The sequence below is a fragment of the Kibdelosporangium aridum genome (genome assembly GCF_900176515.1).
In the GTDB taxonomy this organism is placed as follows: domain Bacteria; phylum Actinomycetota; class Actinomycetes; order Mycobacteriales; family Pseudonocardiaceae; genus Kibdelosporangium; species Kibdelosporangium aridum.
On sequence record NZ_FWXV01000013.1, the window covers coordinates 48,091 to 73,022 of the forward strand.

General features: G+C 66.0%; 19 protein-coding genes. 13 read left to right on the forward strand and 6 right to left on the reverse strand.

Annotated elements, in window-relative coordinates:
* Positions 1–51: 51 nt before the first annotated feature.
* Complete coding sequence (locus B9C43_RS47410) at positions 52–801, forward strand: GntR family transcriptional regulator (RefSeq protein ID WP_033392627.1); 750 nt, start codon at positions 52–54, stop codon at positions 799–801.
* Positions 798–1,436: a phosphonatase-like hydrolase gene (locus B9C43_RS47415; protein WP_084433902.1), complete on the forward strand. Its 639-nt coding sequence runs from the start codon at positions 798–800 to the stop codon at positions 1,434–1,436. The genes B9C43_RS47410 and B9C43_RS47415 overlap by 4 nt, the downstream gene beginning before the upstream one ends.
* On the opposite strand, the gene B9C43_RS47420 is transcribed toward B9C43_RS47415, so the two are convergent.
* Complete coding sequence (locus tag B9C43_RS47420) at positions 1,418–3,076, reverse strand: bifunctional 3'-5' exonuclease/DNA polymerase (RefSeq protein ID WP_084433903.1); 1,659 nt, start codon at positions 3,074–3,076, stop codon at positions 1,418–1,420. The two genes, B9C43_RS47415 and B9C43_RS47420, sit on opposite strands and share 19 nt — an antisense overlap.
* Positions 3,077–3,146: 70 nt before the next feature.
* Here B9C43_RS47420 and B9C43_RS47425 point away from each other — a divergent pair, with 70 nt between their 5' ends.
* Positions 3,147–4,754, forward strand: a complete 1,608-nt coding sequence (locus B9C43_RS47425) for an acyl-CoA synthetase (RefSeq protein WP_084433904.1) — start codon at positions 3,147–3,149, stop codon at positions 4,752–4,754.
* Positions 4,755–4,788: 34 nt separating this feature from the next.
* On the opposite strand, the gene B9C43_RS47430 is transcribed toward B9C43_RS47425, so the two are convergent.
* On the reverse strand, positions 4,789–5,727 hold the full coding sequence (locus B9C43_RS47430; protein WP_084433905.1) for a hypothetical protein: 939 nt from the start codon (positions 5,725–5,727) through the stop codon (positions 4,789–4,791).
* Between the two features lie 174 nt (positions 5,728–5,901).
* On the opposite strand from B9C43_RS47430, the gene B9C43_RS47435 reads away from it, so the two are divergent.
* Positions 5,902–6,510, forward strand: a complete 609-nt coding sequence (locus B9C43_RS47435) for a histidine phosphatase family protein (RefSeq protein WP_084433906.1) — start codon at positions 5,902–5,904, stop codon at positions 6,508–6,510.
* Here the strand turns inward: B9C43_RS47435 and B9C43_RS47440 are convergent.
* The gene (locus B9C43_RS47440; protein WP_084433907.1) at positions 6,501–7,103 is read right to left on the reverse strand and encodes a QsdR family transcriptional regulator; all 603 of its coding nucleotides are present in this window, start codon (positions 7,101–7,103) and stop codon (positions 6,501–6,503) included. The two genes, B9C43_RS47435 and B9C43_RS47440, sit on opposite strands and share 10 nt — an antisense overlap.
* Before the next feature lie 81 nt (positions 7,104–7,184).
* Here B9C43_RS47440 and B9C43_RS47445 point away from each other — a divergent pair, with 81 nt between their 5' ends.
* From B9C43_RS47445 to B9C43_RS47460, 4 genes are all read left to right on the forward strand, one after another.
* Entirely contained in the window at positions 7,185–8,357 is a 1,173-nt protein-coding gene (locus B9C43_RS47445; RefSeq protein WP_084433908.1) for an acyl-CoA dehydrogenase family protein, read from the forward strand.
* A 21-nt stretch (positions 8,358–8,378) separates the two neighbouring features.
* On the forward strand, positions 8,379–9,416 hold the full coding sequence (locus B9C43_RS47450) for an acyl-CoA dehydrogenase family protein (RefSeq protein WP_084433909.1): 1,038 nt from the start codon (positions 8,379–8,381) through the stop codon (positions 9,414–9,416).
* Positions 9,417–9,508: 92 nt separating this feature from the next.
* Positions 9,509–9,733 carry a tetratricopeptide repeat protein gene (locus B9C43_RS47455; RefSeq protein ID WP_033392634.1) on the forward strand — a complete coding sequence of 75 codons (225 nt, stop codon included), beginning with the start codon at positions 9,509–9,511 and terminating at the stop codon, positions 9,731–9,733.
* A gap of 121 nt (positions 9,734–9,854) precedes the next feature.
* The gene (locus tag B9C43_RS47460) at positions 9,855–10,790 is read left to right on the forward strand and encodes a tetratricopeptide repeat protein (RefSeq protein WP_084433910.1); all 936 of its coding nucleotides are present in this window, start codon (positions 9,855–9,857) and stop codon (positions 10,788–10,790) included.
* A 10-nt stretch (positions 10,791–10,800) separates the two neighbouring features.
* Here the strand turns inward: B9C43_RS47460 and B9C43_RS47465 are convergent, their stop codons facing one another.
* On the reverse strand, positions 10,801–11,910 hold the full coding sequence (locus B9C43_RS47465) for a winged helix DNA-binding domain-containing protein (RefSeq protein WP_160097236.1): 1,110 nt from the start codon (positions 11,908–11,910) through the stop codon (positions 10,801–10,803).
* Positions 11,911–12,117: 207 nt separating this feature from the next.
* On the opposite strand from B9C43_RS47465, the gene B9C43_RS47470 reads away from it, so the two are divergent.
* From B9C43_RS47470 to B9C43_RS47480, 4 genes are all read left to right on the forward strand, one after another.
* Positions 12,118–15,006 carry a type 2 lanthipeptide synthetase LanM family protein gene (locus B9C43_RS47470; RefSeq protein WP_235039262.1) on the forward strand — a complete coding sequence of 963 codons (2,889 nt, stop codon included), beginning with the start codon at positions 12,118–12,120 and terminating at the stop codon, positions 15,004–15,006.
* Positions 15,007–15,061: 55 nt separating this feature from the next.
* Positions 15,062–15,256, forward strand: a complete 195-nt coding sequence (locus B9C43_RS56235; RefSeq protein ID WP_143447103.1) for a hypothetical protein — start codon at positions 15,062–15,064, stop codon at positions 15,254–15,256.
* A 65-nt stretch (positions 15,257–15,321) separates the two neighbouring features.
* Positions 15,322–18,246 carry an ATP-binding protein gene (locus B9C43_RS47475; protein ID WP_084433912.1) on the forward strand — a complete coding sequence of 975 codons (2,925 nt, stop codon included), beginning with the start codon at positions 15,322–15,324 and terminating at the stop codon, positions 18,244–18,246.
* A gap of 359 nt (positions 18,247–18,605) precedes the next feature.
* On the forward strand, positions 18,606–21,662 hold the full coding sequence (locus B9C43_RS47480; RefSeq protein WP_143447104.1) for an AfsR/SARP family transcriptional regulator: 3,057 nt from the start codon (positions 18,606–18,608) through the stop codon (positions 21,660–21,662).
* Here the strand turns inward: B9C43_RS47480 and B9C43_RS47485 are convergent.
* Complete coding sequence (locus B9C43_RS47485; protein ID WP_327225044.1) at positions 21,659–22,813, reverse strand: DUF6461 domain-containing protein; 1,155 nt, start codon at positions 22,811–22,813, stop codon at positions 21,659–21,661. The genes B9C43_RS47480 and B9C43_RS47485 overlap by 4 nt on opposite strands.
* On the opposite strand from B9C43_RS47485, the gene B9C43_RS47490 reads away from it, so the two are divergent.
* Complete coding sequence (locus B9C43_RS47490) at positions 22,774–23,241, forward strand: hypothetical protein (protein ID WP_084433915.1); 468 nt, start codon at positions 22,774–22,776, stop codon at positions 23,239–23,241. The two genes, B9C43_RS47485 and B9C43_RS47490, sit on opposite strands and share 40 nt — an antisense overlap.
* Positions 23,242–23,340: 99 nt before the next feature.
* On the opposite strand, the gene B9C43_RS47495 is transcribed toward B9C43_RS47490, so the two are convergent.
* On the reverse strand, positions 23,341–24,846 hold the full coding sequence (locus tag B9C43_RS47495) for a PucR family transcriptional regulator (protein ID WP_084433916.1): 1,506 nt from the start codon (positions 24,844–24,846) through the stop codon (positions 23,341–23,343).
* Positions 24,847–24,932: the final 86 nt, after the last annotated feature.

Sequence of the window (24,932 nt, forward strand, 5' to 3'; positions counted from 1 at the left end):
TTCCAGTTCACGTAAGGGCTTTTCGTCGCAAGAGCCTGTACAGTCAAGTTCGTGGACGAGTCGTTGCACGAACGCATCGCCGCCGACATACGCCGCCGGGTGCTCTCCGGCGAACTGCCCGTCGGCGCCGCCGTGCCCTCAGAGTCGCAGTTGTGCGCGCAGTGGGACGCGTCGCGCGGCCCGGTCCGGCAGGCGCTGGGCACGTTGCGCGCGGAAGGGATCATCGGCGGTGGCCGTGGCAAACCACCAGTGGTGTTGCGGCAGTCGATGAGCCAGCCGTTCGAGACCTTCATGTCGTTTTCCCGGTGGGTCACCGGACTTGGCCGTACGCCAGGGCAGCGGACATTGGAGATCGCACGCCGGCCGTCCAGTCCGGAGATCGCCGCGGCCTTGCACCTGGCCGAGGGCACACCGGTCGTGCAACTGTTGCGGCTGCGCCTGATCGACTCGCAGCCGACCATGATCGAACGCACGACCTTTGTCGAACCGGTGGGGCGCTTGCTGTTCGACTTCGACTGCGACTCCGGGTCGATCTACGCGCACCTGGAGAGCCAAGGCGTGGACACCACGCACGGCAGCCACCTGATCGACGCGGTCGCCGCCGACCAGACCGACCACGAACTGCTTGACGTGCCAGTGGGTTCGCCCTTGCTGCGGGAACGCCGCACGGCCACCAGCCTGACCGGCGAGCCCTTCGAATACTCCGACGACCGGTACCGTCCGGACATCGTCAGCTTCTCCATCGAGAACTCCCAACGGGCACACCCCGCGCTGTCCCGGATAGCCGAGAGGGCATCATGATCGAACTGGCTGTACTGGACATCGCCGGCACCACTGTGGACGAGCACGGCGCGGTCTACCAAGCACTTGCCGACGCCACCGGGGTGTCCGAGGACGACGTCGAGCCGTGGATGGGTGCGGACAAGAAGGAAGCGATCGCGGCTTTACTGGGCAAGTCCGGCCGGATCGTCCAGGACACCTTCGAAGACTTCCGGCGCAGGCTCGCCGAGGCGTACGAGCTCAAGCCGCCGGTCGCGTTGCACGGCGTCCCCGAGACCATCGATCGCTTGCGGGTCAACGGTGTGAAGGTCGCCTTGACGACGGGCTTCGACCGGGACGTCACGACGTCCATCCTGAGCACGCTGCGCTGGGAAGACAAAGTGGACGCCGTCGTGTGCACCGACGACGTGCCTACAGGGCGCCCGGCGCCGTACATGATCTTCCGGGCGATGGAGGCGACCGGTGTCGTGGACGTATCCCGCGTCCTCGTCGCCGGTGACACGACTCGTGACCTGGAAGCGGGGACGAACGCGGGCGCACGGATGGTGGTCGGTGTGCTCACCGGCGGCCAGAACGCCACGACGCTGGGTGCGGTCCGGCACACGCATCTGCTGCCGAGCGTCGCGGATGTCCTGCCCTACTTGGCATCCGCGTAACTGTCCACGGTGGCGACCTCCAGGGGGAACTGCACCGGGGTGTCACCGAAGACGAGCTTGCTGGCTTCCTTGGCCGAGGCCAGCAGCTCGGTGCTGACCAGTTCGGCGGTCTCGGCCGGACAGTGCACCATGAACTCGTCGTGCTGGTAGAACACGATCTCGGCCTTGGGCGCCAGCGCGGTCAGCCTGCGTCTGAGCACCACGAGCAGGACCAGCGCCCAGTCGGCGGCGCTGGCCTGGACCACGAAGTTGCGCGTGAACCGGCCCCAGTCCCGTGCCGCTTGGCGGGACTTGCGCATTTCCTCCTCGGTGCCCTCGGAGCGCTCCATCAGCGTGCGCCAGCGCTCGGACGGCACCGGTGACGTCCGGCCGAGCCGCGAGCGAACCATCCGGCCGAGTTCACCGGCCTGTGCGGCCTGCTCGACGTGCCCGACCGCCTGAGGAAAGCGTTTGCGCAGCACGGCGAGCAGGGGACCGGCGCCGCCCGAAGTGCCGCCGTACATGGCCGACAACATGGCGATCTTGGCCTTGCTGCGGTCGCCTTCGAAGGAGTCCTTGGCCAGGCCCGCGTACAAGTCCACGTCCCGGGAGAACTCGGCCAGCTTCTGGTCTTCGGACAAGGCCGCGAGCACACGCGGCTCCAACTGCGCCGCGTCGGCCACAACCAGCGACCACCCGGGCAGAGCGCGAACGGCCTTACGCAAAGCCTTCGGCAGCTGCAAGGCGGCGCCGCCGCGCGTGGCCCACCGCCCGGAGACCACGCCGCCGACGACGTACTCGGGTTTGAAGCGGCCGTCGTGCACCCACGACTCAAGCCAGCTCCAGCCGTGCGCGCTCCACATCCGCGCCAGTTCCTTGTATTCCAGCAGCGGCTCGACAGCGGGGTGATCGATTTCCCTCAGCACCCACGCCCGGGTGTTCGGGATGTCGATGCCTTCCCTGGCGAAGGCCTTCACCACGCTCGGCGGGCTGTCCGGGTTGAGCGACCGGCCGCCGAACGCCTCGATGATCTTCTCGGCGAGCTCGGCCACCTTCGCCGGTCTCGCGCCCGGCAGCGGACGCGGGCCGAGCATCGACTCCAGCAGCTCGAGGTGGACTTTCTCGCTCCACGGCAGCCCGTGGTGGCTCATCTCGGCGGCCGCGAGCGCACCGGCCGACTCGGACGCCAGCAGCAGCCTGATCCGGTCGGGGTGCGCGGTGTTCAGGACCCGGCGCTGCTGGTCGGTGTACACCTCGGCCAGCTGGTCGAGGGGATAGAACCGCTCGTCGACATCGAACAGCGCGGGCTGTGCGTCCTTGGCGGGCGGCGGCTTGTCCTCCGGTTCGACCCGGCCGTGCAACCGCGCCCACGCCGCGCCCGGGTTGCGATGCGTGCCGTGGCGGCCTTCATGCGCGAGGAGCAGGCCCTCGGCGAGGGTGAGGTCGTAGCAGCGGGACAGCCGGATGTCCTTCTGCAACAGCTGCGGGTACAGCTCGTCCACGGCGGGCAGGATCCACCGCGGATGCTCGCTGACCTCGAAGTTCGCCATCCAGGCCGCGAGGTCGGCCGGCCTGTGGTCGGCCAGGGTCTCGGCGGTCGTGGCGTCCACGACGCGCGCGCTGCCTGCGCCTGCACGCCCGGGCGACACGAAGACCAACATGTGGTGATTGTGCACCGGGGGTACGACAGTTACCGTCGAACTTAACTCGCCAGTAGCTTTGGAGGAGCCAGTGCCGACCCTCGTGACACGCATACCTGAGACGCTGCAGAGCATCAGGATCCTGCACCGAGCCGGGCTGGTGCCGCTGCCGAGACTCGACGAAGGCGTGCGGGCACTGCGTTATGTCAAACAGATCGGCGCGATCGCCGGGCCGGTGCGCATGTCCGCCCGGCGCGACCCCCGCAAACTCGGGCTGGTCGACGAGCTCGGGCCGTTGACGTTCCAGCAGCTGGAGCGACGGTCCAACGCGTTGGCGCGGGCGTGGGCCGAGCGCGGGATGACCGAGGACTCGGTGATCGGCGTGCTGTGCCGGGACCACCGGGGCCTGATCGACTCGATGCTGGCCGCGGGCAAGCTCGGGGCCCGGTTGCTGCTGTTGAACACCGGCTTCGCCAAGCCGCAGTTCGTCGACGTGATCGAGCGCGAGAACGTCTCGGCGCTGGTGTACGACGAGGAATTCACCGAGCTGCTGGACATCGACTCGGCGGTGCCGCGCTATCTGGCGTGGACGGACGGGGTCGCCGACGGCACGACGCTCGAGGACCTGATCGTCAACACCGACGACCGCCCAGTGCCCAACCCGCCCCGGCCTGGCGGGTTCGTCCTGCTGACCAGCGGCACCACCGGAACGCCGAAGGGCGCGCCGCGGCAGGTCAAGTCGGGCCTGTCGGCGGCCCAGTTCCTCGACCGGATTCCCTTGCGTACCAACGAATGCACGGTACTTGCCGCGCCCTTGTTCCACGGAACCGCGTTGTCCCAGTTCATCTTGGCGTTCGCACTGGGCTGCACGGTCGTGGTCCGCCGGAAGTTCGACGCCGAGGCGACGCTGAAGATGGTCCAGGACAACAACGCCACCGAGTTGGTGCTCGTTCCGACCATGCTGCAACGCATCCTTGACCTCGGTGACGAGGTGCTGAACTCGTACGACACGTCCTCGCTGCGGATCATCTTCTCCGCGGGGTCGGCGTTGTCGCCCGAGCTCGGCAACCGGGCCACCAAGGTTTTCGGTGACGTGATCTACAACCTTTACGGCTCAACGGAAGTCGCGGTCGCCACGGTCGCGACCCCGGAGGATTGGCGTGCCGCGCCCGGGACCGTCGGCAAGGTCCCGTGTGGCTGCCGGGTCCAGCTGTACGACGACCACGGCAACCGGATCACCGAGCCCGACATGATCGGGCGCGTGTTCGTCGGCAGTGACCTGGCGTTCGCCGGATACACCGACGGTCGCAACAAGGAGGTCATCGACGGCCTGCTGTCCAGCGGGGACGTCGGGCACTTCGACGCGGAGGGCCGGCTGTTCATCGACGGCAGGGACGACGAGATGATCGTGTCCGGCGGGGAGAACGTGTTCCCGGTCGAGGTCGAGAACCTGCTGGCCGAGCATCCCGGGGTGGTCGAGGCCGCGGTGATCGGTGTGCCCGACCCGGAGTTCGGCCAGCGCCTGCGGGCGTTCGTGGTCCGCAGGGACGGCGTCGAGTTGGACGAGGCGGGCGTGAAGGACCACGTCCGGGCGAACTTGGCCCGGTACAAGGTGCCCCGCGAGGTCAGGTTCCTGGAGTCGTTGCCGCGTAACCCGACCGGCAAGCTCCTGCGCAACCAGCTGGCCGACATGCGGTGACACGGCCGTGTCACCTTTTGTCACATGTGGACGATTATTCCCATTCGATCCCAAATAGACCGGGTCCGAAATCTATCGCGACGGCATGCACGCTCTGGCATGCGTCCAGCGTCAGATTTCGCATCCGGGCATGTTTCTGTCCGGCTGGCCGGGCGAACTGCTGGCAGCGCCCCGGCGCGCTGGACGAATTGAAGTGGATCTCGAGGAGATACTCGCGAATCGGCCTGCGGAACTCGCGCCAGTGCGTCCTGTTGCACTTCGGATACGGCGGTCCGGCATTCCGCAGTTCGTACTCGATCAAGTAGGTCTCGCCGCGCCTAATCGGCTGGTCGAACAACAGCTCGGCGACCATCAGCCCATTCTCGTCGTCCACCTGCTGGCGGCCGAGATGACAGTTGCGGATTGCCGTCAGTGCCGGGGTGCCTGCGCCAGGATCGTCCGATTTGTAGATCAGCAGCCAGCGGTCCTGGCCGTCGGTGCGGGCTTCGAAGACCGCTCTTGTGGTGATCGACTGCTGGCCGCCGTCGTCGCCGAGCTGGCAGCGGTCATGCAGGCCGACCAGGGTGAGTTGCTGCTCGTGGTCGAGTGCTTCCGGGCAGCCGAGCGCGGTCAGCAGGCCGAGCAGGATGCCGCGTTCGAACTGGACTGTCTCGCTCACCGGCTGCACGGCCGCCGCCTGTTTGCCGCGCGGCCGGGGCGGCGGCAGAAGCGCGAGCAGTGAACCGGGCGGCAGCTTCAGGATATTTTCCAGTTCGCCGAGTGCGGTGAGTGAGTCGTTGCGCTCGGGTTGGCGCTTACCGGATTGCCAATAACTCAGTGCGGCAATGCTGACCGGAGTGCCACGGGCTCGTAACCGCGCTTGTATTCGGTCGAGACTCAGCCCGCTGGACCGAATGGCCGAGCGGAGCGCTTCGGCGAACTGATTGTCCCCGTGCGTGTTTTCGATTTGACCCCGAGCAGAGTTCCCCGACATGTGTGACACCGACTAGTGCGAAGCTTTCCGACCCCTGAGTAGATGCGAAAGAGAGTATCAGCACCCATCGGCGTGTCGGCAGGTTCACAACGACCATAATCCGAGTCCGTCCGGCGTAATGTGACTAGGCTGAACGGAGTACTACTGGCAACTGGGAACGGATAACATCCGCGGATGCCACTGGTGTACCTCATCCGGCACGGCCAAGCATCGTTCGGCGCCGACGACTACGACGTCCTCTCACCCGTCGGGCACCGGCAGGGCAAGCACGTCGGAGCCGAGCTGCGGCGCCGCGGCGTCCGTGCCGGCCAGGTGTACAGCGGAACCCTGAAACGTCAGCGGGACACCGCGCTCGCGGCCGAGCTGGACGCGGAGCTCCAGCAGGATCCACGCTGGAACGAGTTCGACCACATCGGGCTCGTCCGGGAGATCCAGGGCGATTCGGTGACCCCGCGCGGTTTTCAGGAGTCACTGGACGCGGCATTGCGGAACTGGGACGGGCTGGTCGACTTCACCGAAACCGTCGGCTCGGCACTGGACGATCTGCTCAAAGCGTTGCCAAGCGGGCAAACCGGAGTCGTGTTCACGTCCGGCGGGGTGATCGCGGCGGTCTGCGCCAAGCTGTGGGGCTTGGACGCGGCCGGTTTCGTCGCGGTCAACCGGGTGTCGGTCAACTGCGGCATCACCAAGCTGGTGCACGGCCGGTCAGGCACGAGCCTGGTCACCTACAACGACCACGCGCACTTCGAAGGCGAGCACCGAGACCTGTTGACCTACCGCTGAACCTCGGCGGCTGCGATGAGCAGATCCACGATCTTCACGGCCTTGTCGGTCTCCGGTGGGGCGCCCGTGATCATGTCGCTCCACACGAACGACTCGCATACCCGCACGATCACGTACGCCAGGTCGGCGAGGTCGATGTCCGGCCGCAGCTCGACCTCCTCGCGCAGGAACTCCGCGGTCCACTCGATCAGCCGGGCCTGCACGACACTCTGCTTCGAGGTGATGATCCGCAGTGCGTACTCCGCGTCCTCGGCCACGAACTGTTGCAGCGCCTCGAAACTGCGTATCTGGGCGAGCGAACGCTCGAGCACGCGGGTGATCAGGACGCGGCCGGACCCGCGCGACTTCGACCGTGTCTCCTGCAGAGAACGTTCGTTGATCGCCCAGATCACCTCGCCGATCAGCAGCTCACGGCTGCCGCACCAGCGGTACAGGGTCGCCCGGCTGACGCCGAGTTCGGCGGCCAGCTGCTGCATGTCCACTCGTCGTCCGTCCAGAAACCACTGCTTCGCCAGGCGGAACGCGTCGATGGGCGCCGTGCGGGGCGTCGGTGACGGTCCGCGCAGTGCGCGGGTGAGCGGTGTCGCGGACATAAGCGACACCATACCTGGCGTCGCATCGTGGAGACACATTCAGCTGTTGACCAGTTTTGAGTCAAAGTGCAAACATGTCTCATGGACTTCCGTGACACCGCCGCCGAGGCGGCGTTCCGAGCGAAGCTACGCGAGTGGTACGCGGAGAACTTCGACCCCTCCGAGATTCCCGGCGCGGGCCGCCCGGAGGTCGACTACATGCGCGCGTGGAGCCACAAACTCTTCGAGGCGGGCTACGTCGGGCTGACGTGGCCGAAGGACTACGGCGGTGCCGGTCTTTCGCCCAGCTACCAGGCCATCTACTTCGAGGAGATGGTTCGCGCGCAGGCGCCGGAGCACATCGGGATCATCGGCCTGAACATGGCAGGCCCGACGATCATGGCGTGGGGCACGCCCGAGCAGAAGCAGCGGTACCTGCCGAAGCTGTTGTCCGGTGAGGAGATCTGGTGCCAGGGCTTCTCCGAACCCGGCAGCGGCTCCGACCTCGCGGGCGCGCGCACGACCGCGGTGCTGGACGGCGACCACTGGGTGGTCAACGGCCAGAAAGTGTGGTCGTCCTGGGCGCACATCGCCGACTGGTGCATCCTCGTCGTGCGCACCGATCCGGCGGCCGGGAAGCACGCGGGCCTGTCGTACCTGCTGGTCGACATGCACTCGCCGGGCGTGGAAGTCCGCCCGCTCAAGCAGATCACCGGTGACCCGGAGTTCAACGAGATCTTCTTCGACGACGTGCGCGTGCCCAAGGACTCGATCCTCGGCAAACCCGGCGACGGCTGGAAAGTCGCGATGACCACGTTGCTGCACGAGCGCGGCACCCTGGCGTTCGCACTGGTCGGCCAGTTCCGGCAGCACTTCACGAAACTGGTCGAACTGGCCAAGCAGCCCGCACCGGACGGCAGCATTCCCGCCGATGACCCGGTCGTGCGTGACACGATCGCCCGCGAGTGGATCGCGCTGCAGTCGTTGGTGTTCACCAACTACCGGACTTTGACGACGCTGTTGACCAAGGGGCAGCCGGGTCCGGAGAGCTCGGTGGTGAAACTCGTGTGGAGCGAGGCGAACCAACGGCTCACCAAGTTCGCGCGCAGCCTGCAGGGCCTGTCCGGGATGCTGGACGACAAGGGCGGCGTCGGGGACGGCTACTGGCAGTACCGCCAGCTGCGCAGCCGTGGCAACACCATCGAGGCCGGAACGTCCGAGATCCTCCGCAACATCGTCGCCGAGCGGGTGCTTGGTCTTCCTCGTAGTCGTTGATACAGAGCCGGTGGGATAAAAATGGACTTCGCTTTTTCGTCCGAACAGGACATGCTGCGCACGGCTGCCCGGGAGTTCCTGGCCGAGCAGTACCCGTTGACCGGTGTCCCCGCGATCATCGACAGCGAGCTCGGCTGGCAGCCCGACAGCTGGAAGCAGGTCGCCGATCTCGGCTGGACCGACGACGAGCTGACTCTGCTCGACCAAGTCGTGCTGTTCGAGGAGACCGGCGCCGCGCTGCTGCCCGGGCCGCTGTTCACCACGATCGCGCTGGCGCTGCCTGCGATCCGGCACGACAAGGACCTGGTCGCTTCGGTCGCGTCCGGTGATCTGCGGTTGTCGTTGGCGTGGGCGGAATCCGGCCGTCCGCAGGGCATCACCGACACCGACCTGGCCACCACGGTCGACGCGGACGGCCGCGTCACCGGCCGTAAAGTCCTCGTGCCCGACGCGGCTTTCGCCGACGCACTCGTGGTGACGGTCGCCGGGCCGGAACTCCGGCTCGTCCGCACCGCCGACGCGACCGTCACCCCTGTGTCCACTTCGGACCAATCGCGCCGGTTGTACGAAGTGGAGTTCGCCTCGGCACCCTCACAGGCGTTGGGTGACGCGTCCGTGCTCGCCGAGATCGAGAACCGGGCGTTCGTCCTCGCCGCTGCCGAGGCGCTCGGCGTCGGGCGCCGTGCCTTGGACGAAGGCATCGCGCACGCGTCCACACGCGAACAGTTCGGCCGCGTGATCGGCACCTACCAGGCCGTCGCGCATCAGCTAGTGGATGCCTACGCGGACCTGGAGCTGGCCAGGTCGCTGACCTACTGGGCGACGTGGGCGCTTTCGGAGGGTGACGAGCAGGCCAGCGTGGCCGTCGCCGCGGCCAAGTCGGCGGCCGCCGAGGCCGCGGTCACGGCGTGCGAGCGCGTGATCCAGGTACACGGCGGTGTGGGCATGACCTGGGAACACGTCCTGCATCGGCTGTACAAACGCGGCCAGTGGCTTGAGGCGTTCGGCGCGAGCGCACGAGCCCTGCGGTCCCGGATCGCGGACACCGTCCTGCGCTGATTTTTTGGGGATGATTTCCCGGGATGGCTTCCCGGCCGGATTGGGTGCTCAGTACCTACTGCGTGGGGTGCCCGGGAAGCCATCCTGACCGGGTGAAGAACCCAGTAGCCGATGAGGCCCTGCTGCTGAGCCACGAGGTCGCTGCCATGTTCAACGACCTCGGCGTGCTGATGGCCGTGCGCGGCCACACCGAGGAAGCCGAGCTGTTCTACCGCCGCTCGCTGGAGATCCGTCAAAGACTGAGCCAAGACCCGTCACAAGACACCGGGGAAACCGCGCTGACCAGGCGCAACCTTGCCATCCTGCCGGCTGGCTGAAGGCGGTCCTCGGCGTCTAGGGGTCGCCGAGGACCGCGGCGCGGGTGATTTACCTCGTAAAGTCCTGCCATCATGATGTCTTCCGACATGGCAGGAGAAAACGAGATGTGCAGCGCCGGCGATGCTCGATCCGATAGCTGAGGCGCGCAGACGCCTCGGCTTGGCCCGCCGGTTCTACGACGAGGGAAGGGCCGAGGAAGCGGTCGTGGTCGCCGAGACCGCGCTCGCCGTCGTCGAACACGCGGGCAGCCCCAACCACCCCGCCATCGCGGGCGCCTGCATCGAGCTGAGCCTGCTGCACGAACGCCTGTCCCAGTACATCAAGGCCGAGCGGTACGCGCGGCGCGCGATCGTGATCACCGAGGAGTACTCCCGTAACGACGAGACGCTGGTCCGCTTACGGGTCAAGGCGCTCGGTTGCCTGGCGATGGTCGAGCGGGTCCGCAACCGCTTCGGCAGTGCCGAGGTGCTCTACAAATCCGCGCTGGACCTGTCCGAGAACGGCACGTGGCCGCATCCGGAGGAGCTGGCCGAGCTGATGTGCGGGCTCGGCGCGGTGTACCTGTTCTCCAGCCGGTTCGACGAGGCCGAGACGCTCTACCGGCAGGCGTTGGACCTGGTGGGTGTGGACAAACCGAACTCGGCCGTGGTCTGGCATCACATGGCTGAGCTCGACCTGATGCTCAGCCGGTTCGTCACCGGCGAGTCCTACGCGCGACGGGCGCTGGTACTGCGAGAACGTGCGCTGGGGCCAGACCACGCGGCGACCGCGAACGAGCGTGCGATGCTGGCCGCGGTCCTGGCCAGGCAGGGCAACCTGGACCTGGCCGAGAAGCTGTACCGCAAGGCGATCTCGACGTTCGAACGCGTGCTGCCGCCCAACCACTACGACTTGGCCGTGGCGTGCGCCGACTTCGGCATGCTGATGGCCGCGAAGGGCAACATGGCCGCCGCGGGCAGGCTGGCCCAGCGGGCACTGGACATCAAGACCAAGATCCTTGGCCGCAACCACCCGGAAACCCTGCAGGCCGTCGAGGACCTGGCCCGCTACAACTAGTTGGTGAGTGTTAACCGGACGAGACACTCACGACAGTCTCCTGCACGCCGCGCAAGGCACCGATGCGCTCTGCCTCCGCTGTGAGGCTTTCCCGGACGTCCGGCTCGATCGGCGTGAACTCGGTGATCGTGACCTGGAGTTTCTTCTTGCCGGACGCCTTCGTCCGCCAGATCCCGGCGACGTCACCGTCCACAAGCACCGCGCCCGGCTGACCGATCACCGGCCACATCGTCTTGTGGTGCGCCTTGTCCGGCAGGAGGAAGAGCTTGTTCCGTTCCTGCAGGAACGGGTCCGATGTGGGCACCAGCAAAGCCCGGGGCGGCTCAGGGGGATCCAGCAGCAGGTCTATTTCGGACTCCGGAATCCAGGTGGTGCGTCCTTCGACGTCCACTTCGACCAGTCCGTCCTGTGGCCAGACCTGCTTGACCTCGGTCTGCGTCGTGCTCAGCCACATGGCCACGTCGCCGTAGCTCGCCGGTCCGACGAACGTCAGGAAAAGCCTGATCAAGTCGTCCGTGCCGTGCTGTTCTTCCGGGATGCCCGGCCAGTTCTCGATCGGCACGAGCAACGGCGGCGACTGGTCCAGATCCAGGCGCAGCCCGCCGGGCAGCGCGGCCAGCCGGAACAGCGACTCGAAGACGTGTTCCGCCTGGCAGCCACGGCAGAAGCTGACCAGGGCCTTCGGCACGATCTTGGACACCGCCGTGCTCGCGACACCCTTCACGGTCGGCTTGGTGATGCATTCCCGCATGGCCTCGGCGGTGTAGCGGATCGCTTGTGTCGGCGTGATCCCGCTCTTGTCCATAACCGACCGTTGCCATGCGACTTTGCTCAGCGCGTCACGTTCGCTGTGCGGCCACAGCGCGGCGGCGAATTTGGGTAGGTCATCCGCATGATGCAGGAAGGGCGACGCGCGTAGCGTCCAAGCGCGTACCAGGTTGTGGTCGTCGACGTCGGCTTCGGTCCGTACGCCCAACGCCAGCCGGGACGAACCCGGTGGGGTGTCCTGCACGCCGAGATCAACGATCTCCAGGTCATCCACGGGTGTCGTCGTCCGGTGCAGGCCCTGCCTGGCGATCCGGTACGCCAGTACCTGCGCGCGATCAACCGTTGTGCTCACCGGCCCATCGTGGCACCGATGCCTGACACGTGCTGTCAGGTTCCGGATGGGTGACAGCGGTCGCGCACCCCGTGTCAGCCTGGGTACCTTCGAGTAACTCCAGGGGCCGGCCATCAGCGCCACTACCTAATACGGGTGGTCCCCACCGGGAATGTGGGGAACTGATACCCATGTCCGCGCGCGAGGCCGCTGCCAGCCTGTTTACTTGTGAGCCAAGCGATTTCGCACCGCGACAACGGGATCAACTCCGGACCATGGTGGACCGGCGCGCTGACCGCCGCCGAACGCCGATGGACGGTCCAGGGCCGCCCGCGCTGGGCGGAACTGATCGACCAGGCGGTGGCCACCGGCCCGGTCAGCGCCGAGGGGGCTGTGCCGTCCGACTGGCCAGACGCGTTCGCCTGGGTGTTCCGGCCACTGGCACGGATTGCCCGTGAGCGGGTCACCGAGGCGGCCTCGGCCGGCAAGATCGACGCGCACGCCGTGGCTGCCGCGTTCGACCGGCAGCTGGGCAAGCGGCTTGCCGGCCTGGCCGCCCGCACCCTCGTACTCGAACTCAACGTCGAGCGCGTGTCCGGCAGGCTCACCGGCGCCACCGCGGAGCAGCGGTTCGCCGACTTCATCCGTTCGCAGGCCAGCTCCGAGCGGCTGACCGCGCTGTTCGCCGAGTACCCGGTGCTGGCGCGGCTGCTCGGCCAGGCATGCCAGTTCGGCGCGGACGCGCAGGTCGAGTTGATCGAGCGGTTCATCGCCGACCGCGACCTGATCGTGGCCCGGTTGCTCGGCGGCGCCGACCCGGGCGACTTGGTGGAGATCAAGGTCGGCACCGGGGATTCGCACCAGCGCGGGCGTTCCGTGGCGATCCTGCACTTCGCCAACGGCCGTAAGGTCGTCTACAAGCCACGGTCGCTGGACCTGCACCGGCACTTCAGCGGACTGGTCAGCTGGCTCAACTCCAAGGTCCTCGGCCTTGGGCTGCGCAGCGTGGACTCGCTGGCGCGCCAGGGCTACGGCTGGCTCGAGTTCGTCGAGCACCGGCCGTGCGCGCAGGTCGCCGAGGTCGACCGCTTCTACCGCAGGCAAGGCGCTTTGCTGGCGTTGCTGTACGCCGTGGACGGTGCCGACATCCACTACGAGAACCTGGTCGCGTGCGGCGACCAGCCGGTGCTCGTGGACGTCGAGACGCTGTTCCACCCGATGCTCGAGCAGCCGACCGCGACCGGGCCGGACCCGGCGGCGCGCGTGCTCGCGTCTTCCGTGCACCGCATGGCTTTGCTGCCGCAGATGCTGCTCGGCGAATACGGCGCGGTCGACGTGTCCGGCCTGGGCGGCGACAAGGGCGTGCAGTATCCGAACGAGACAGTCGCGTGGGACGGCGTCGGCACTGACGTGATGCGCCTGGTGCGTCGGCGTGGCGAGTTCCAGGGCGCGTCGAACCGGCCGCGACTCGGCGACATCGACGTCGAACCGTCGGAGTACCGCGCCGCGATGCTCGGCGGGTTCCGTGAGGGCTACGACGCGATCGTGCGCCACCGGTCCGAGCTGATCGGGCTGCTGACCGCGTGCACCAACGACGAAATCCGGATCGTGGCCCGGCCGAGCCAGGTGTACGCGACCCTGCTCGACGAGTCCACGCACCCAGACGTGCTGCGCGACGCCGTGCAGCGTGAGCGCGTGTTCGACGCGCTGACCATCGATTCGGCCTGCGACCTGGCCAGGCAGCGGCTGATCCCGAGCGAGCTGAACGACCTGTGGGCAGGCGACCTGCCGATGTTCACCAGCAAGCCGGGATCGCGCGACCTGTGGGCCGCGGACGGCGAATGCCTGCCCGACCTGCTGGAAGGCCCCGGCCTTGCCACGGTCGTGCTGAAGATCGCCGCGATGGACGAAGTCGACCGGTACGACCAGGAGTGGCTGATCTCCGCGGCGCTCGCGACCCGTGCGCGCCCGGTGGACCACCGCACTGGCGAGACCCGGCCGAGGGCAGGTTCGTCGGCGATACCGGACCCGCAGCGGCTGCTGTCGGCGGCGTGCGGGATCGCGGACGAGATCGGTGCCCGCGCTATGCACGGAGACGGCCGTGCGAACTGGCTCGGACTCGAGCCGATCATCGACAAGCACTGGGCGGTTCTCCCGATGGGCGCCGGCCTCGCCCACGGGTATTGCGGAGTGGCCCTGTTCCTCGCGCAGCTCGCCGACCTGACCGGCGTGCAGCGGTACGCGGAACTGGCGCGGGACGCAGTCCGCCCAGTGCCCCGTCTCATCGACCAGCTGATCACCGAGCCAGAGCTCGGCGTGACAATCGGCTGCGGAGGCCCACACGGCCTAGGCGGAATCAGCTACGCCATCGCCAGGCTCGGAAACCTCCTGGACGACCCGGAAATCCGGAGCTGGCTGCCCGCGGTCGTGGACCTGACCCGCGCGGCGACCGACGACGAGCTCGCCTGCTTCGCGGCCGGAAGCGCCGGAGGCCTGGCGGCAATGCTGGCGGTGCATACCGAAACCGGCCTGCCCTCAGCAGGACGCCTGGCATGGGACTTCGCCGACCGGCTGGTCGAACAAGCACACACGGTGCCCTGCACCTGCCTGGACGTGCCAACGGCGGGATTCGCCCACGGCCACACCGGAATCGGCTGGGCACTACAGCGTTTCGCGGCGACAGGAGCAGGCGACCACTACTACGAGGTCGGTCAAGCGATCCTGGACGTCGAAGTGCCCGACGGCACGGACCTGAGCTGGTGCGGAGGCCTGTCCGGCTTCACGATGGCCAGGCGCGACGCCCCCGAAGAATGGTCCCGCACGCTGGCAGAACACCAGCCGCTGCGAGACATGAGCCTCTGCCACGGTGAACTGGGCGTGACAGAAGCCCTAATGGTGCTGGGCGAACGCGGGAACTACGAAGCCGCAGCCGCCGCGACCCGCCACGCAGGCCTCCTCCTCGGCGCCATCGACCGCGGCGGCGTCCGCTGCGGCACACCCCACGGCGTCGTCTCCGCCGGCTTGCTCAACGGCCTCGCCGGCATCGGCTACGGCCTGCTCCGCCTCGGCTTCGCCAGCCGCGTCCCCTCCGTACTCCTCCTCGAACCCGCTCGCTGAGGAAGACACCCTCATCCCTCCCTTGAGATGCCCCGCTCACAGGAAGAAGATCGTCATGCGCACCCACACCACCCCGAACCACAACGTCGACGATCACCCCGCTGGTCAGATGGTTTTGTCTACTCGGCGCAACGTTGGCGCGAGGGTTAATGCGCTGGCCGGATACCGTGTGGGCACCATGTTCGCATTGTCCAACAAAATCACAGCGCTACATGCCGATGGCCTTGGTGGCTACGGCGCGACGAACTAGTCACATATGAAATCTCCTGGTGCCCGGACTTCAACCGAACAGGGACTTCTGGGTACTGTCCGACCGTGTGGTCCCGCTCCCCGCTCGTGATCGGCCGAGACCGTGAGGTGGCCGAGCTGACGAGAGCGATCGATGCTTGCCGCGTCTCGCGCGGCGGCGCGGTCTTCCTCGTCGGCGAGCCAGGGATCGGAAAATCCAGACTGGCTTCGGAAGCCGCAGGCATCGCCTTCGCGGCTGGAGTTCGTGTCCTACGGGGACGCGGTACCACGATTGGGCCGATCGTTCCGTTCCGGCCGCTCACCGAGGCACTGCTCCGGTTGTTCCGTAGTGGGCAGCCCCCAGATGATCCGGCGTTGGGCCCCTACCGGCCGATCCTGGGTAGGCTCATACCCGATCTCCAGCAGCCTGACACGGGCGGCGGCGGGGATTCCCTTGTTGTTCTCGGTGAGGCAGTACTACGCCTTCTCACGGTTGCTGGACGGCCCGACGGTTGTCTACTGGTCCTCGAGGATCTCCACCACGCGGATGCGGAGACTCTCGCAATCGTCGAATACCTCACCGACAACCTCGTCGACCTGCCCGTCTTGCTCATCGGGACGATCCGGGACGAACCTTGCGCGGCGCGTGATCTTGCACGGTCGGCTACCCAGCGCCACGCGGCTTCGATAGTCATGCTCAACCGGCTTGGGCCTGACTATGTGACCCAGCTCGCGGCGTCGTGCCTCGACTCGGATCCCGCAGGCCTACCGGATGAAGTCGTTACCAGGCTGATCGAGGACAGCGCCGGCATCCCGTTCATCATCGAGGAGGTCCTGCACCAGCTGGTCAGTGACGGCGTGTTGGCCAAGAGCACCGCGGGCTGGCAAGTGGTCGGAACGATGCGCACCGATGTCCCCGAGGCCGTTCTCAGCGGTGTCATCGATCGGGTGGAGCAACTCGGGCCACAGGGCAACATGTTGCTCTCGGTCGCAGCTGTACTCGGTGACCGATTCCCACTGACGGTGGTCGGTGAGGTTACGCGCTTGGACCAGCGCAGCATGCTGTCACACCTGAGAGCCGCCGTTGCGGCTCAACTTGTTGCCCCAGATGAAACCTCGCCTGACTGGTACGCGTTCCGGCACCCCCTTACGGCCGATGCCTTGCGGGCGAGCCTGGCTCCCGCCGACCGGGCCGAGTACTCACGGCGAGCCGCGGACGCAGTGAAGGCGCTCCATCCCGAACTGCCGGGTGAATGGTGCCAACTCGTTGCCACTCTGCAGGCGGACGCAGGTGATGTCCAGAGTGCGGCGAAGCTGTACGCCGAGGCAGGACGCAGAGCCCTCACCGATGGGGCTTCCGAATCGTCGGTCAAGTTGCTGGATCGGGCGAACGCCCTGCTGCAAAGTGAGTCGTCCGCCGAGAGCAAGGCGGAAATCCTTGAAACTCTCCTCTACGCATTGGCCGAAGCTGGCGAGATCGATCGAGCTCGGATGCTTGTGGAGACCCTCGATGACCTCGGTGGGTCAGGCATCGGTCCCATTCCCAGGGCAGCACTCCACACACGCCTCGCGCAGGTGTACAACCTCGCAGGTTTGTGGACCGAAGGAATGGAACAAGTACAAGCGGCCCGAGATGTCCTTGGTCCACAAGCGGCCGAGGAACACACGGCGCCGATAGATGCTGTCGCCGCCAACCTCATGTGGCAGGGAGGTGGCGGAAATCGATCGGAAAAAGCCGAGTGGCTTGCACGGCGGGCGATCGCGGCTGCCGAACGAGCCAACTTGTCCACAGTCCTATGTGACGCATGGCAAGTCGTCGGCGGTGTGGCTCGCGAGCGAAGCCTTGAGGAATCCAGTGCTTGCTTCAGACGTGCCCTGCAGTACGCGGAAGACGAACGACTGCCAATTTGGCGTGTCTACGCATTGAACGCGTTGGCTGGCAACGACTGGCTGGCGACTGGCGACCGCACGGGCTTGGAGCGCGCGATCGAGGAGGCCCAACGAGTCGGTGCGGTGACCATCGGATACGCGATCCAGGGCAACCTTGCTGCCGATGCAGTGCTTCGCGGAGATTTCGCGAAGACCGCGGAATTGGTCGAACAGTCTAAGCAAGACTTGATTCGCCTTCGACTCAGCTCACATGTTCGCTATCTGCTCATGGTCCAGGCGACCCTCGCTGCGCACCAGGGCAAGCGTGCTGAGATGGAGGACGTACTCGCGGAGTTCGCCGAGTGGCGGGACGAGTATCCACAAGAGCTGCCGTTGATCTTGGGCTTTGCTCGAACGTTCTGCGCGTTGCTGGAAGAAAACCGTACCCTTGCCAGGGAAGAGCTGGTCAAGATGTTGAAGGCGACGCAGGACGTGCCTTCGATGTTCCAGCTTGCCGGACGCCACGGGTTGTACCTGTTGCTGTCGGTACTTGACGGCGACGCGGGATGGGCTGAGTACGAGGAGAGCGCCGCAACAGTCCAGAGCACGATGCGGTGGAACAGGCAGTTCGTCGGGCTTGCCAAGGCGGTCCTGCTCGGCAGGGATGGTCGTCCCGAGGACGCCACGGCCGCCGCTCTGGTCGCTCAGGAGGATGCGGCCATTTATGAGATGGTCAGTCACCTCGTGCTGAGACTGGCGGCTGAAGCGGGTATCGCCGATGGCTGGGGAGAGCCGATTTCCTGGTTGCGGCGTGCCGAGGAGTACTTCCACCAGTTGTCGGTGGCCCCTGTCTCCAGTGCTTGTCGCTCGCTGCTTCGCCACGCGGGTGCGTCGGTCAAACAGCGGCGCACAGGAATGGACAAGGTGCCGGATGACCTCCGTGCGATCGGCGTGACGGTCCGCGAGCACGAGGTGTTGCAGTTGTTGCGTGAGCGGTTGACCAACAAGGCCATCGCGAATCGGCTACACATCTCGCCGCGCACCGTGGAGAAGCACGTGGCGAGCCTGATCATGAAGGCGGAGGTCGCTGACCGGATGGAGCTCAGCGACTTCGCAGCGTCGGCTTACGACGAGACCAGATAGGCCATCGTGTTCCGATGGGCGCGAAGCCGTCGGATTCGGCCGGTCGCGTTGACACCGCCAAAGTCGTTCCTCGGTCCTGAAACTTAGCCTTGACCTGCGGTAATGGTTCCCTGTGGCGGCGGCGTCAACGGTGCGGTCAATCTTGTGAAAGATAAATGAAAGGTCTGGTGGGTACGGTTGTCACGCATCCCGGGATAGGGGTGGAAGTGCCAAAGGAGGGGCATCCGGCGGCACCGTGATCCCGGGCGCGAACCTCGGCCGCGTCAGGACCAACCCCCAGTCTTGGTCCTGGCGTGGCCGGGCCTTTTACGCGGTAGTGTGTCCGATTGGTTGTGTCGTCGGACCTTCCGGGGAACAGGGTGGAATTTCGGGTTCTCGGGCCGCTTGAAGTCGTGGTTGACGGCCGGGTTGTTCCCATCGGCTCCTCGCGGTTGCGCTGTTTGCTCGCGATGCTGCTGGTACGGGCCAACAGGTTCGTGGGGTTCGACGAGTTGGTCGAGGCGATCTGGGGTGATTCGGTTCCGGCTAATCCGCGCCCGGCGGTCTACACCTGTGTGACGCGCCTGCGGACGATCACCGGCGCGACAATCGAAGCGGGCGCCGACGGATATCGAATCGCTGTCAACGAAGCGCATGTTGACCTCAAACGATTCGAAGCCGCTGTTCTCACCGCGCGTGCGGCCGATGAGCGGGAAGCCGAGGTTCTCCAAGAGGCTCTCGCGTTGTGGCGTGGTGAACCGTTCGTCGATGTGCCGTCGGATTACTTGCACCGAACTGTTGTCCCGGCGTTGGCGGAGAGGCGTTTGCATGTGCTCGAGCGCAAGCTTGAGCTCGATGTGCGGGCCGGACGCCATGACATCGCACTTCCGGAGTTGCAGGAGTTGACGGCCGCGTATCCGTTGCGGGAGCGGCTATGGGCTTCTCTGGTGCTGGCCTTATACGGCAGTGGTAGGCAAGCGGATGCGTTGGAGACCTATGCGACTGTGCGCCAACGACTTGTCGATGAGCTCGGGGTCGAGCCGGGTGTGGTGTTGCGGCAGGCGCATCAGACGGTGCTTGCCGGTGACAAGCAGAGCGACTGGCAGGTGGAATGCCAGCTGCCCATCGACATCGGCGACTTCACCAACCGCGATGACGAACTCGACCAAGTCCTGGAGTCATTGCGGCCCAGCGCGACCGTCCCGATCCTGACGATCAGTGGCCCGCCCGGTATGGGCAAGTCGGCATTGGTGGTCCGTGCGGCGCATCGCCTGATCCCGCATTACCCGGACGGACAATGGTTCCTCCGCCTCAACGGCGCCAGCGAGGCGCCACGCTCGGCAGCCGAGCTGCTCGCCGAGTTGCTCCGCACAGTCGGCGTGGCGCCTGCGGCAATCCCAGACGGTGTGGATGCGCGGTCCGCTTTGCTCCGCTCGCGTCTCGCTGACCGGAAAGTCTTGCTGGTACTGGATGACGCGGGCAGCGTCGACCAAGTCGCTCCTCTGCTGCCCGGCCGTCCAGGTAGTGCGGTGGTGGTCACCAGTCGGTCGGAACTCGCGGGCCTCTCCGTTCTGTACGGAGGAAATCGCCTTTCACTACAACCGCTTTCGCCACATCACGCCCGCGATCTCGTCGCGCGGATCGCCGGAGCCAAGCGGTGCGATCAAGACGAAGCCGCTGCGACTGAGCTGACATCGCTGTGCGGGCGAATGCCCTTGGCGCTGCGGATCGCCGCCGCGAATCTCGCCAGCCGTCCCGGCATGCAGATCAGCCGGTACGCCGAAGATCTGCGTACCGGTGACCGTCTGGCGAAACTCCGGACACACGGCGAAAGTGGACTCGCCGTTCGAGCCGCCTTCGACATCTCGTTCGCGACATTGAGTCCGGCCGACCGGCGTGCTTTCAGCTTGCTCGGCGTCATTCCCGGCAACGACTTCAGCGCGTCGGCGGCTTCGGCGTTGGTTTGCTGCACCATGGATGAGACCGTCGAAATGTTGGACCGGCTTGTTGCCGCGAACCTGCTGGAATGCCACCACGCTGACCGGTTCCGTTTCCATGACCTGATCCGCGTGTACGCCGCTGACCGATCGCGTGAGTACGACCACGTCGATGCCTTCAGGCGGTTGGCTGACTGGTACCTGCACAGCATCCATGCCGCCGTGACCCGCTGTCTTGCCTCGCTCTACATCTCCAGCCTTGGTCCGGTGCCAAACGATGTCACGCCCCTGGTGTTCGCTGCGGACGACGAGGCCCTGCGCTGGCTCGAAGTGGAGCGTACGAACTACTTGGCGATCATCGACTACGCGGCAGTGCACGGTCCACAGCGATACACCTGGCAGCTCACCGACGCGGCCCGCCCGGATCTGCACCACAGGTACTGGACAGCGGAGCTGGAGCATGCGGCAACGTTGGGACTGTCCTGCGCCAGAGAAGCGGGCGCTCGCCGTGGCGAGGCGATGATGTTGCTGGCACTCGCCGCCTTGAAGTCCATCACCGCCAGGTTCGACGAATCTGTCGAAGATTTCGCCGAATGCCGTCGGATCGCAGTAGAGCTTGGCGAGACAGGGATCAACGCGACCGCGGTGATCAGCTTGGCGGGAATGTACTCCGAATCGAGTCGTCCGCACGAGGCGATGCTTGCTGCTGAGGAGGGATTGGCACTGGTCGAACGCGGTGCCGAACAAGGCGGAGGACGCAAGATCGCCGCTTTGCTCCAACTCGGCTCCACCTGCCTGCAGCTAGGGCAGCTCCATCGCTCACGGGATGTCTGTCACCAGGCGATGGAGTTGGTGCGAGACTCCGGGCCGATTATGGCAAGCCTGGCCGCACATTGGATTCTTGGTGAGAGCTACCGGGAGACCGGGGACTATGACGACGGGATAGTCCACCTGTCTGCCGTTCTGGACTCCGAGATGTCCCATCACATCGTGTACGACGAATGCAACACGGCCATCGCATCGGTGTACCTCGACAAAGGAGACTTCACGTCGGCGCTGCGCCACGCCGAAGTGGCCATCGAGCGGTCAGCGGATAGTGGTCCTCGGAAGTACGAAGCGCAAGCACGAATAATTCGTGGTGAGGTGCACCGTTCGGCTGGCCGGCTGGACCTTGCGCTGACCGAATACAGGTTGGCACACGACGTTGCGGTGAAGATCGAATCGCCGGCCATGGGAATCCAGTCAGCGATCGGAATCGCATCGGTGAGCGGTGACGCTGGGTTCGCTGACCACGCGATCGCGCTTGCCCGCAAGCAGGGCATGCGTTTGCTTGAGGCCAAGGCCTTGATCGCGTCCGCTCAGGTTCGGCTGGATCTCGGTCAGATCGTCGAAGCCCGCGCGGGGGCTGACCAAGCTTTGGTCATGTACCGGGAGTTCGGTGCACGGCCGGGTGAGGAGAAGGCTGTCGCGCTACTCGCTCGACTGTCCGAAAAGGATTAGTCATCCCGGCGCTTCAGCAAACTCGGCGGAATCCGGATGGCGCGGTTGGTCACCGCTTGGTAATTGGCCAGCTGGGCCGCGACTGTGGCCGCGGCTGTCGGCGCGACGTCGATTCCCGCCAGTTCTTCAAGGAGCTGCTCTTGCCACAGCGTGCCAGGCCGGTGATGTGACATCTCTGCGACTGCGTGTCGTGGGCCGCCTCGGAGTAGGGCGACAGCGGCCGACGCGGCGTGAACACGGCCGCGAATCGCCTCGATCTCCGACCGCTGTAAGTGGAACGTGGGTGACGCGGTGATCATCCACTCTTCGGCGAGGACCTTCCGTAGCGCCTTGCCCGTCGGCGAATCGTCACTGAGATGACCGTCGAAGCGGATGCGCTCTGTGCTCACGCCCGCATCCTCCAGCATGTCCTTGACGTGTCGGCTCACAACTGGCCACAACTGTTCGTCAGTGCCCGAGGCCACGAGCGCGGCCAGTTTCGCGTCCCTCTCGGAATGAACTCGACTGTTCACCGTCGACGGTGACGGCAGCAAAGGCAGGATCGCGCCTACCAGTCCAGGAAAGGTGACGAGGTCGTCTTCGATCGGAAAGCCGCAGATCTGGTGGAGGAAGTCGATTGGCTTCGAATCGCCCAGGCGTGTCCCGGAAACCCGCTCGAACTGGTCCCGTTCCGGTGATGGTCGATCCAGCACACGAACAGGCCCGGCCACCTCACCGTTCTCGGCGTACGCCATTCGGTGCTCTGGCAAATGGTCGAGCCCGAGCACCGCCGCCCGGGTATCGACTGACAGCCTGGCCAGTACGGGCGGCCGTAAGCCTTGGAAACTGTCCATCTCGATCGCCAGACACCACCCGTCGGCGTCCACGATGCGAACAACCGGCCAATGCCGTGCTGAGTTGTGATAGAGCTCGAACGCTTCTTCGATTCCGCCCCGAATGCCCTGCTCACCACCGAACGCGGCAAGCACGCCTGCTGCGTCGTCGGTCCGGACGACGGTCACGCAGTAATTGGTGTATTGGCTGATCCACCGGAACGTCGGCGCCACGATCCCCCTGTCAATCGGCTGACAGAGGATTGTGGCATGTGCTGCGCGATTGATGTGTCCGATCATTGAAGCCGTCGGATCTCTGGGGCTACCTCGGCAAGACATTGGTGGAACTCGGTGACTACGAACAGGCGCTCAAGCACCTGCGGTCGATGGAGGACTCGGCAATGCTGCGGCACACCGCGCTGGACGAGTACGGCCTTCCGATCTCGACTGTCCACCTGGCAATGCACGAAACGTTGGCGCGGGAAGCGGCCGCGACGTCCGCGGAGATCGAAGCGTTGACCGGAATGGCGTGGGCTGGCCATGACAGCGACTACGCCGTCAAGGCGCTGAACCTTGCTCGCACACAAGGACTGAGGTTGCTTGAGGCCAAGGCACTCACCGCCTTGGCCGATACCAAATTGAGACGTGGCCACGCTGTAGAGGCATTGCGCATCGCTGAGCAGGCGTTGGGGATGCATCGGGAATTCGGGTGCGTTCCCGGCGAGCGGGAGGCGTTGGCGGTGGTCAGCCGAGTGAAAGAGAACTGAAAGCGGCCAGCGTTACGGTCCCTGTGTATCACCAGAGGTGGGGCAGGGGACCGATGTCGCACGTGGGGGTCGGCATCGGCACCCGGGCCTGCCTCGGCTTCAGCGCATCAGCCACGCGCGGCACGCCAGCTGCAGCGCGAGCCGCTGCTCCGGGTCGGCGAGGTCCACGCCCAGTTGGCGGGTGATTTTGTTCAGCCGGTAGTGCACTGTCTGTCTGTGCACCCTGAGCACTTCCGCGGCCCTCGCTGGGGAGTTTTGGTGGTCCAGGTATGCCTGCAATGTCCGGATTGCCTCTTCTGCCGCTGCGGGGCCCAGGTCTACGAGGGGGGCGAGGAGGTCGTCGACTGACGCGCGGGTGTTGTCCGAGGCGTACCACTCGACCAGCATCCGGTTGAGGCCCAGTGCGTCGATCGCTACGACGTCTCGCTGGGGTCTGGCCTGTCTGGTCACGGCCAGCGCCGCTTTCGCGTCGGTTGCCGATGTCCGCAATCCCTCTGCTTGGCGGTGCACGGCTCCGATTCCACAGCGGACGACTATGCCGGGGAAGCGTTTGCGGGCTGCGGTGAGCGCGGTTGTGGCTGCTGCCAACGCTGTTCGTGCTGCCGATGGGCCGGGGTCGGCGTCTACGCTGTGCACCAGCAGTGGTTCGCCGCCGATTCGGGTGCTGTGCCATTTGGCGTCAATTTCCGCGCGTACGGCGTGCAGCATGGCTACGCTGATCGCGTCCACTTGGTCCGCGCTGACCGTTGCTCCTGAGTCCAATGAGGACGATAGTTCGAAGCGTAATACCTGGTGCCAGCCGTCAACGGGCAAGCCGACCGTTCTTGCGTGGGAGACCAGCTGCACGCGTTCGGAGTCGGGCGCCAGCAACAGTTCTCCGAGCAGACGGCCGCGGTCGGCGAGCGGTGCCAGTTCTGTACGGCGTTCGTCGGCGATGACGCGGGCGTACGCATCAGCGGTCAAGGTTGTGACGGCGCGCGCGGCTACGACCCAAGATCCGCGTGCCTCATCGGGCACCTCGGCGGCGATGAACGTGTCAACGGAACCGTCCACCAGAACGGGGGCGGCTGGTTCACCGTGCGCGGGTTGGCGGGCCGCGACTGGGGCACCTAAAGCGTCCGAGGCGGCCAAGAGGATGGCGGCGCGGCGGTCGTGCGTACGCGTCTCGGCTGAGGCGAGCAGCCGGCGGGCGGCGTCGATTCGTGCCAATGCAGAAGTAGCGTCTCCTGCCAAGGCCTCGGACACGGCGACAATCAGCCGAGTTGGTTCCAGGCTCACCGGCGCCAGCAGTAGTGACACCGCATTGCGGTTGGCGATCCGCACGGCCGTCGATTCAACCGCCGTCGCGTCGATCCCGTTGAGCACAATCGCGCCGACGCCGCTCGCAGTCGCGTCTCGCATCGCTATGTCGAACAGGTGCCCCCGGGCCTGCGCGGACGCTGTTGGCAAGACCACCACGAAGCTGTCGCGGGGAGCGGATCGCAGGTCAGTGAGCTTGTCGATGACACGGACCGAACTCACGCGGCGTTCGGGTGACGCGGTCAGCACGGTGAGCTGGTTCAGGTCTGGCCCGGCGAGCAGGTCGTGGAGCGGAACGTGGCTCACAGTGGCCCTCCGGAGCACTGATTGTTCGGTGGGGATAGCCGGGGCTTGGATTCTATTGGGCAAGGACAAACACTCAGAGTGGCTGT

What these genes read in the sequence shown, in the direction of transcription:
- B9C43_RS47485 (WP_327225044.1), bottom strand. Translation starts at nt 22,813, where the DNA reads ATGTCTTGCCGAGGTAGCCCCAGAGATCCGACGGCTTCAATGATCGGA.
- B9C43_RS56235 (WP_143447103.1), top strand. Translation starts at nt 15,062, where the DNA reads ATGCGCACCCACACCACCCCGAACCACAACGTCGACGATCACCCCGCT.
- B9C43_RS47440 (WP_084433907.1), bottom strand. Translation starts at nt 7,103, where the DNA reads ATGTCCGCGACACCGCTCACCCGCGCACTGCGCGGACCGTCACCGACG.
- B9C43_RS47445 (WP_084433908.1), top strand. Translation starts at nt 7,185, where the DNA reads ATGGACTTCCGTGACACCGCCGCCGAGGCGGCGTTCCGAGCGAAGCTA.
- B9C43_RS47430 (WP_084433905.1), bottom strand. Translation starts at nt 5,727, where the DNA reads ATGTCGGGGAACTCTGCTCGGGGTCAAATCGAAAACACGCACGGGGAC.
- B9C43_RS47420 (WP_084433903.1), bottom strand. Translation starts at nt 3,076, where the DNA reads ATGTTGGTCTTCGTGTCGCCCGGGCGTGCAGGCGCAGGCAGCGCGCGC.
- B9C43_RS47460 (WP_084433910.1), top strand. Translation starts at nt 9,855, where the DNA reads ATGCTCGATCCGATAGCTGAGGCGCGCAGACGCCTCGGCTTGGCCCGC.
- B9C43_RS47415 (WP_084433902.1), top strand. Translation starts at nt 798, where the DNA reads ATGATCGAACTGGCTGTACTGGACATCGCCGGCACCACTGTGGACGAG.
- B9C43_RS47450 (WP_084433909.1), top strand. Translation starts at nt 8,379, where the DNA reads ATGGACTTCGCTTTTTCGTCCGAACAGGACATGCTGCGCACGGCTGCC.
- B9C43_RS47435 (WP_084433906.1), top strand. Translation starts at nt 5,902, where the DNA reads ATGCCACTGGTGTACCTCATCCGGCACGGCCAAGCATCGTTCGGCGCC.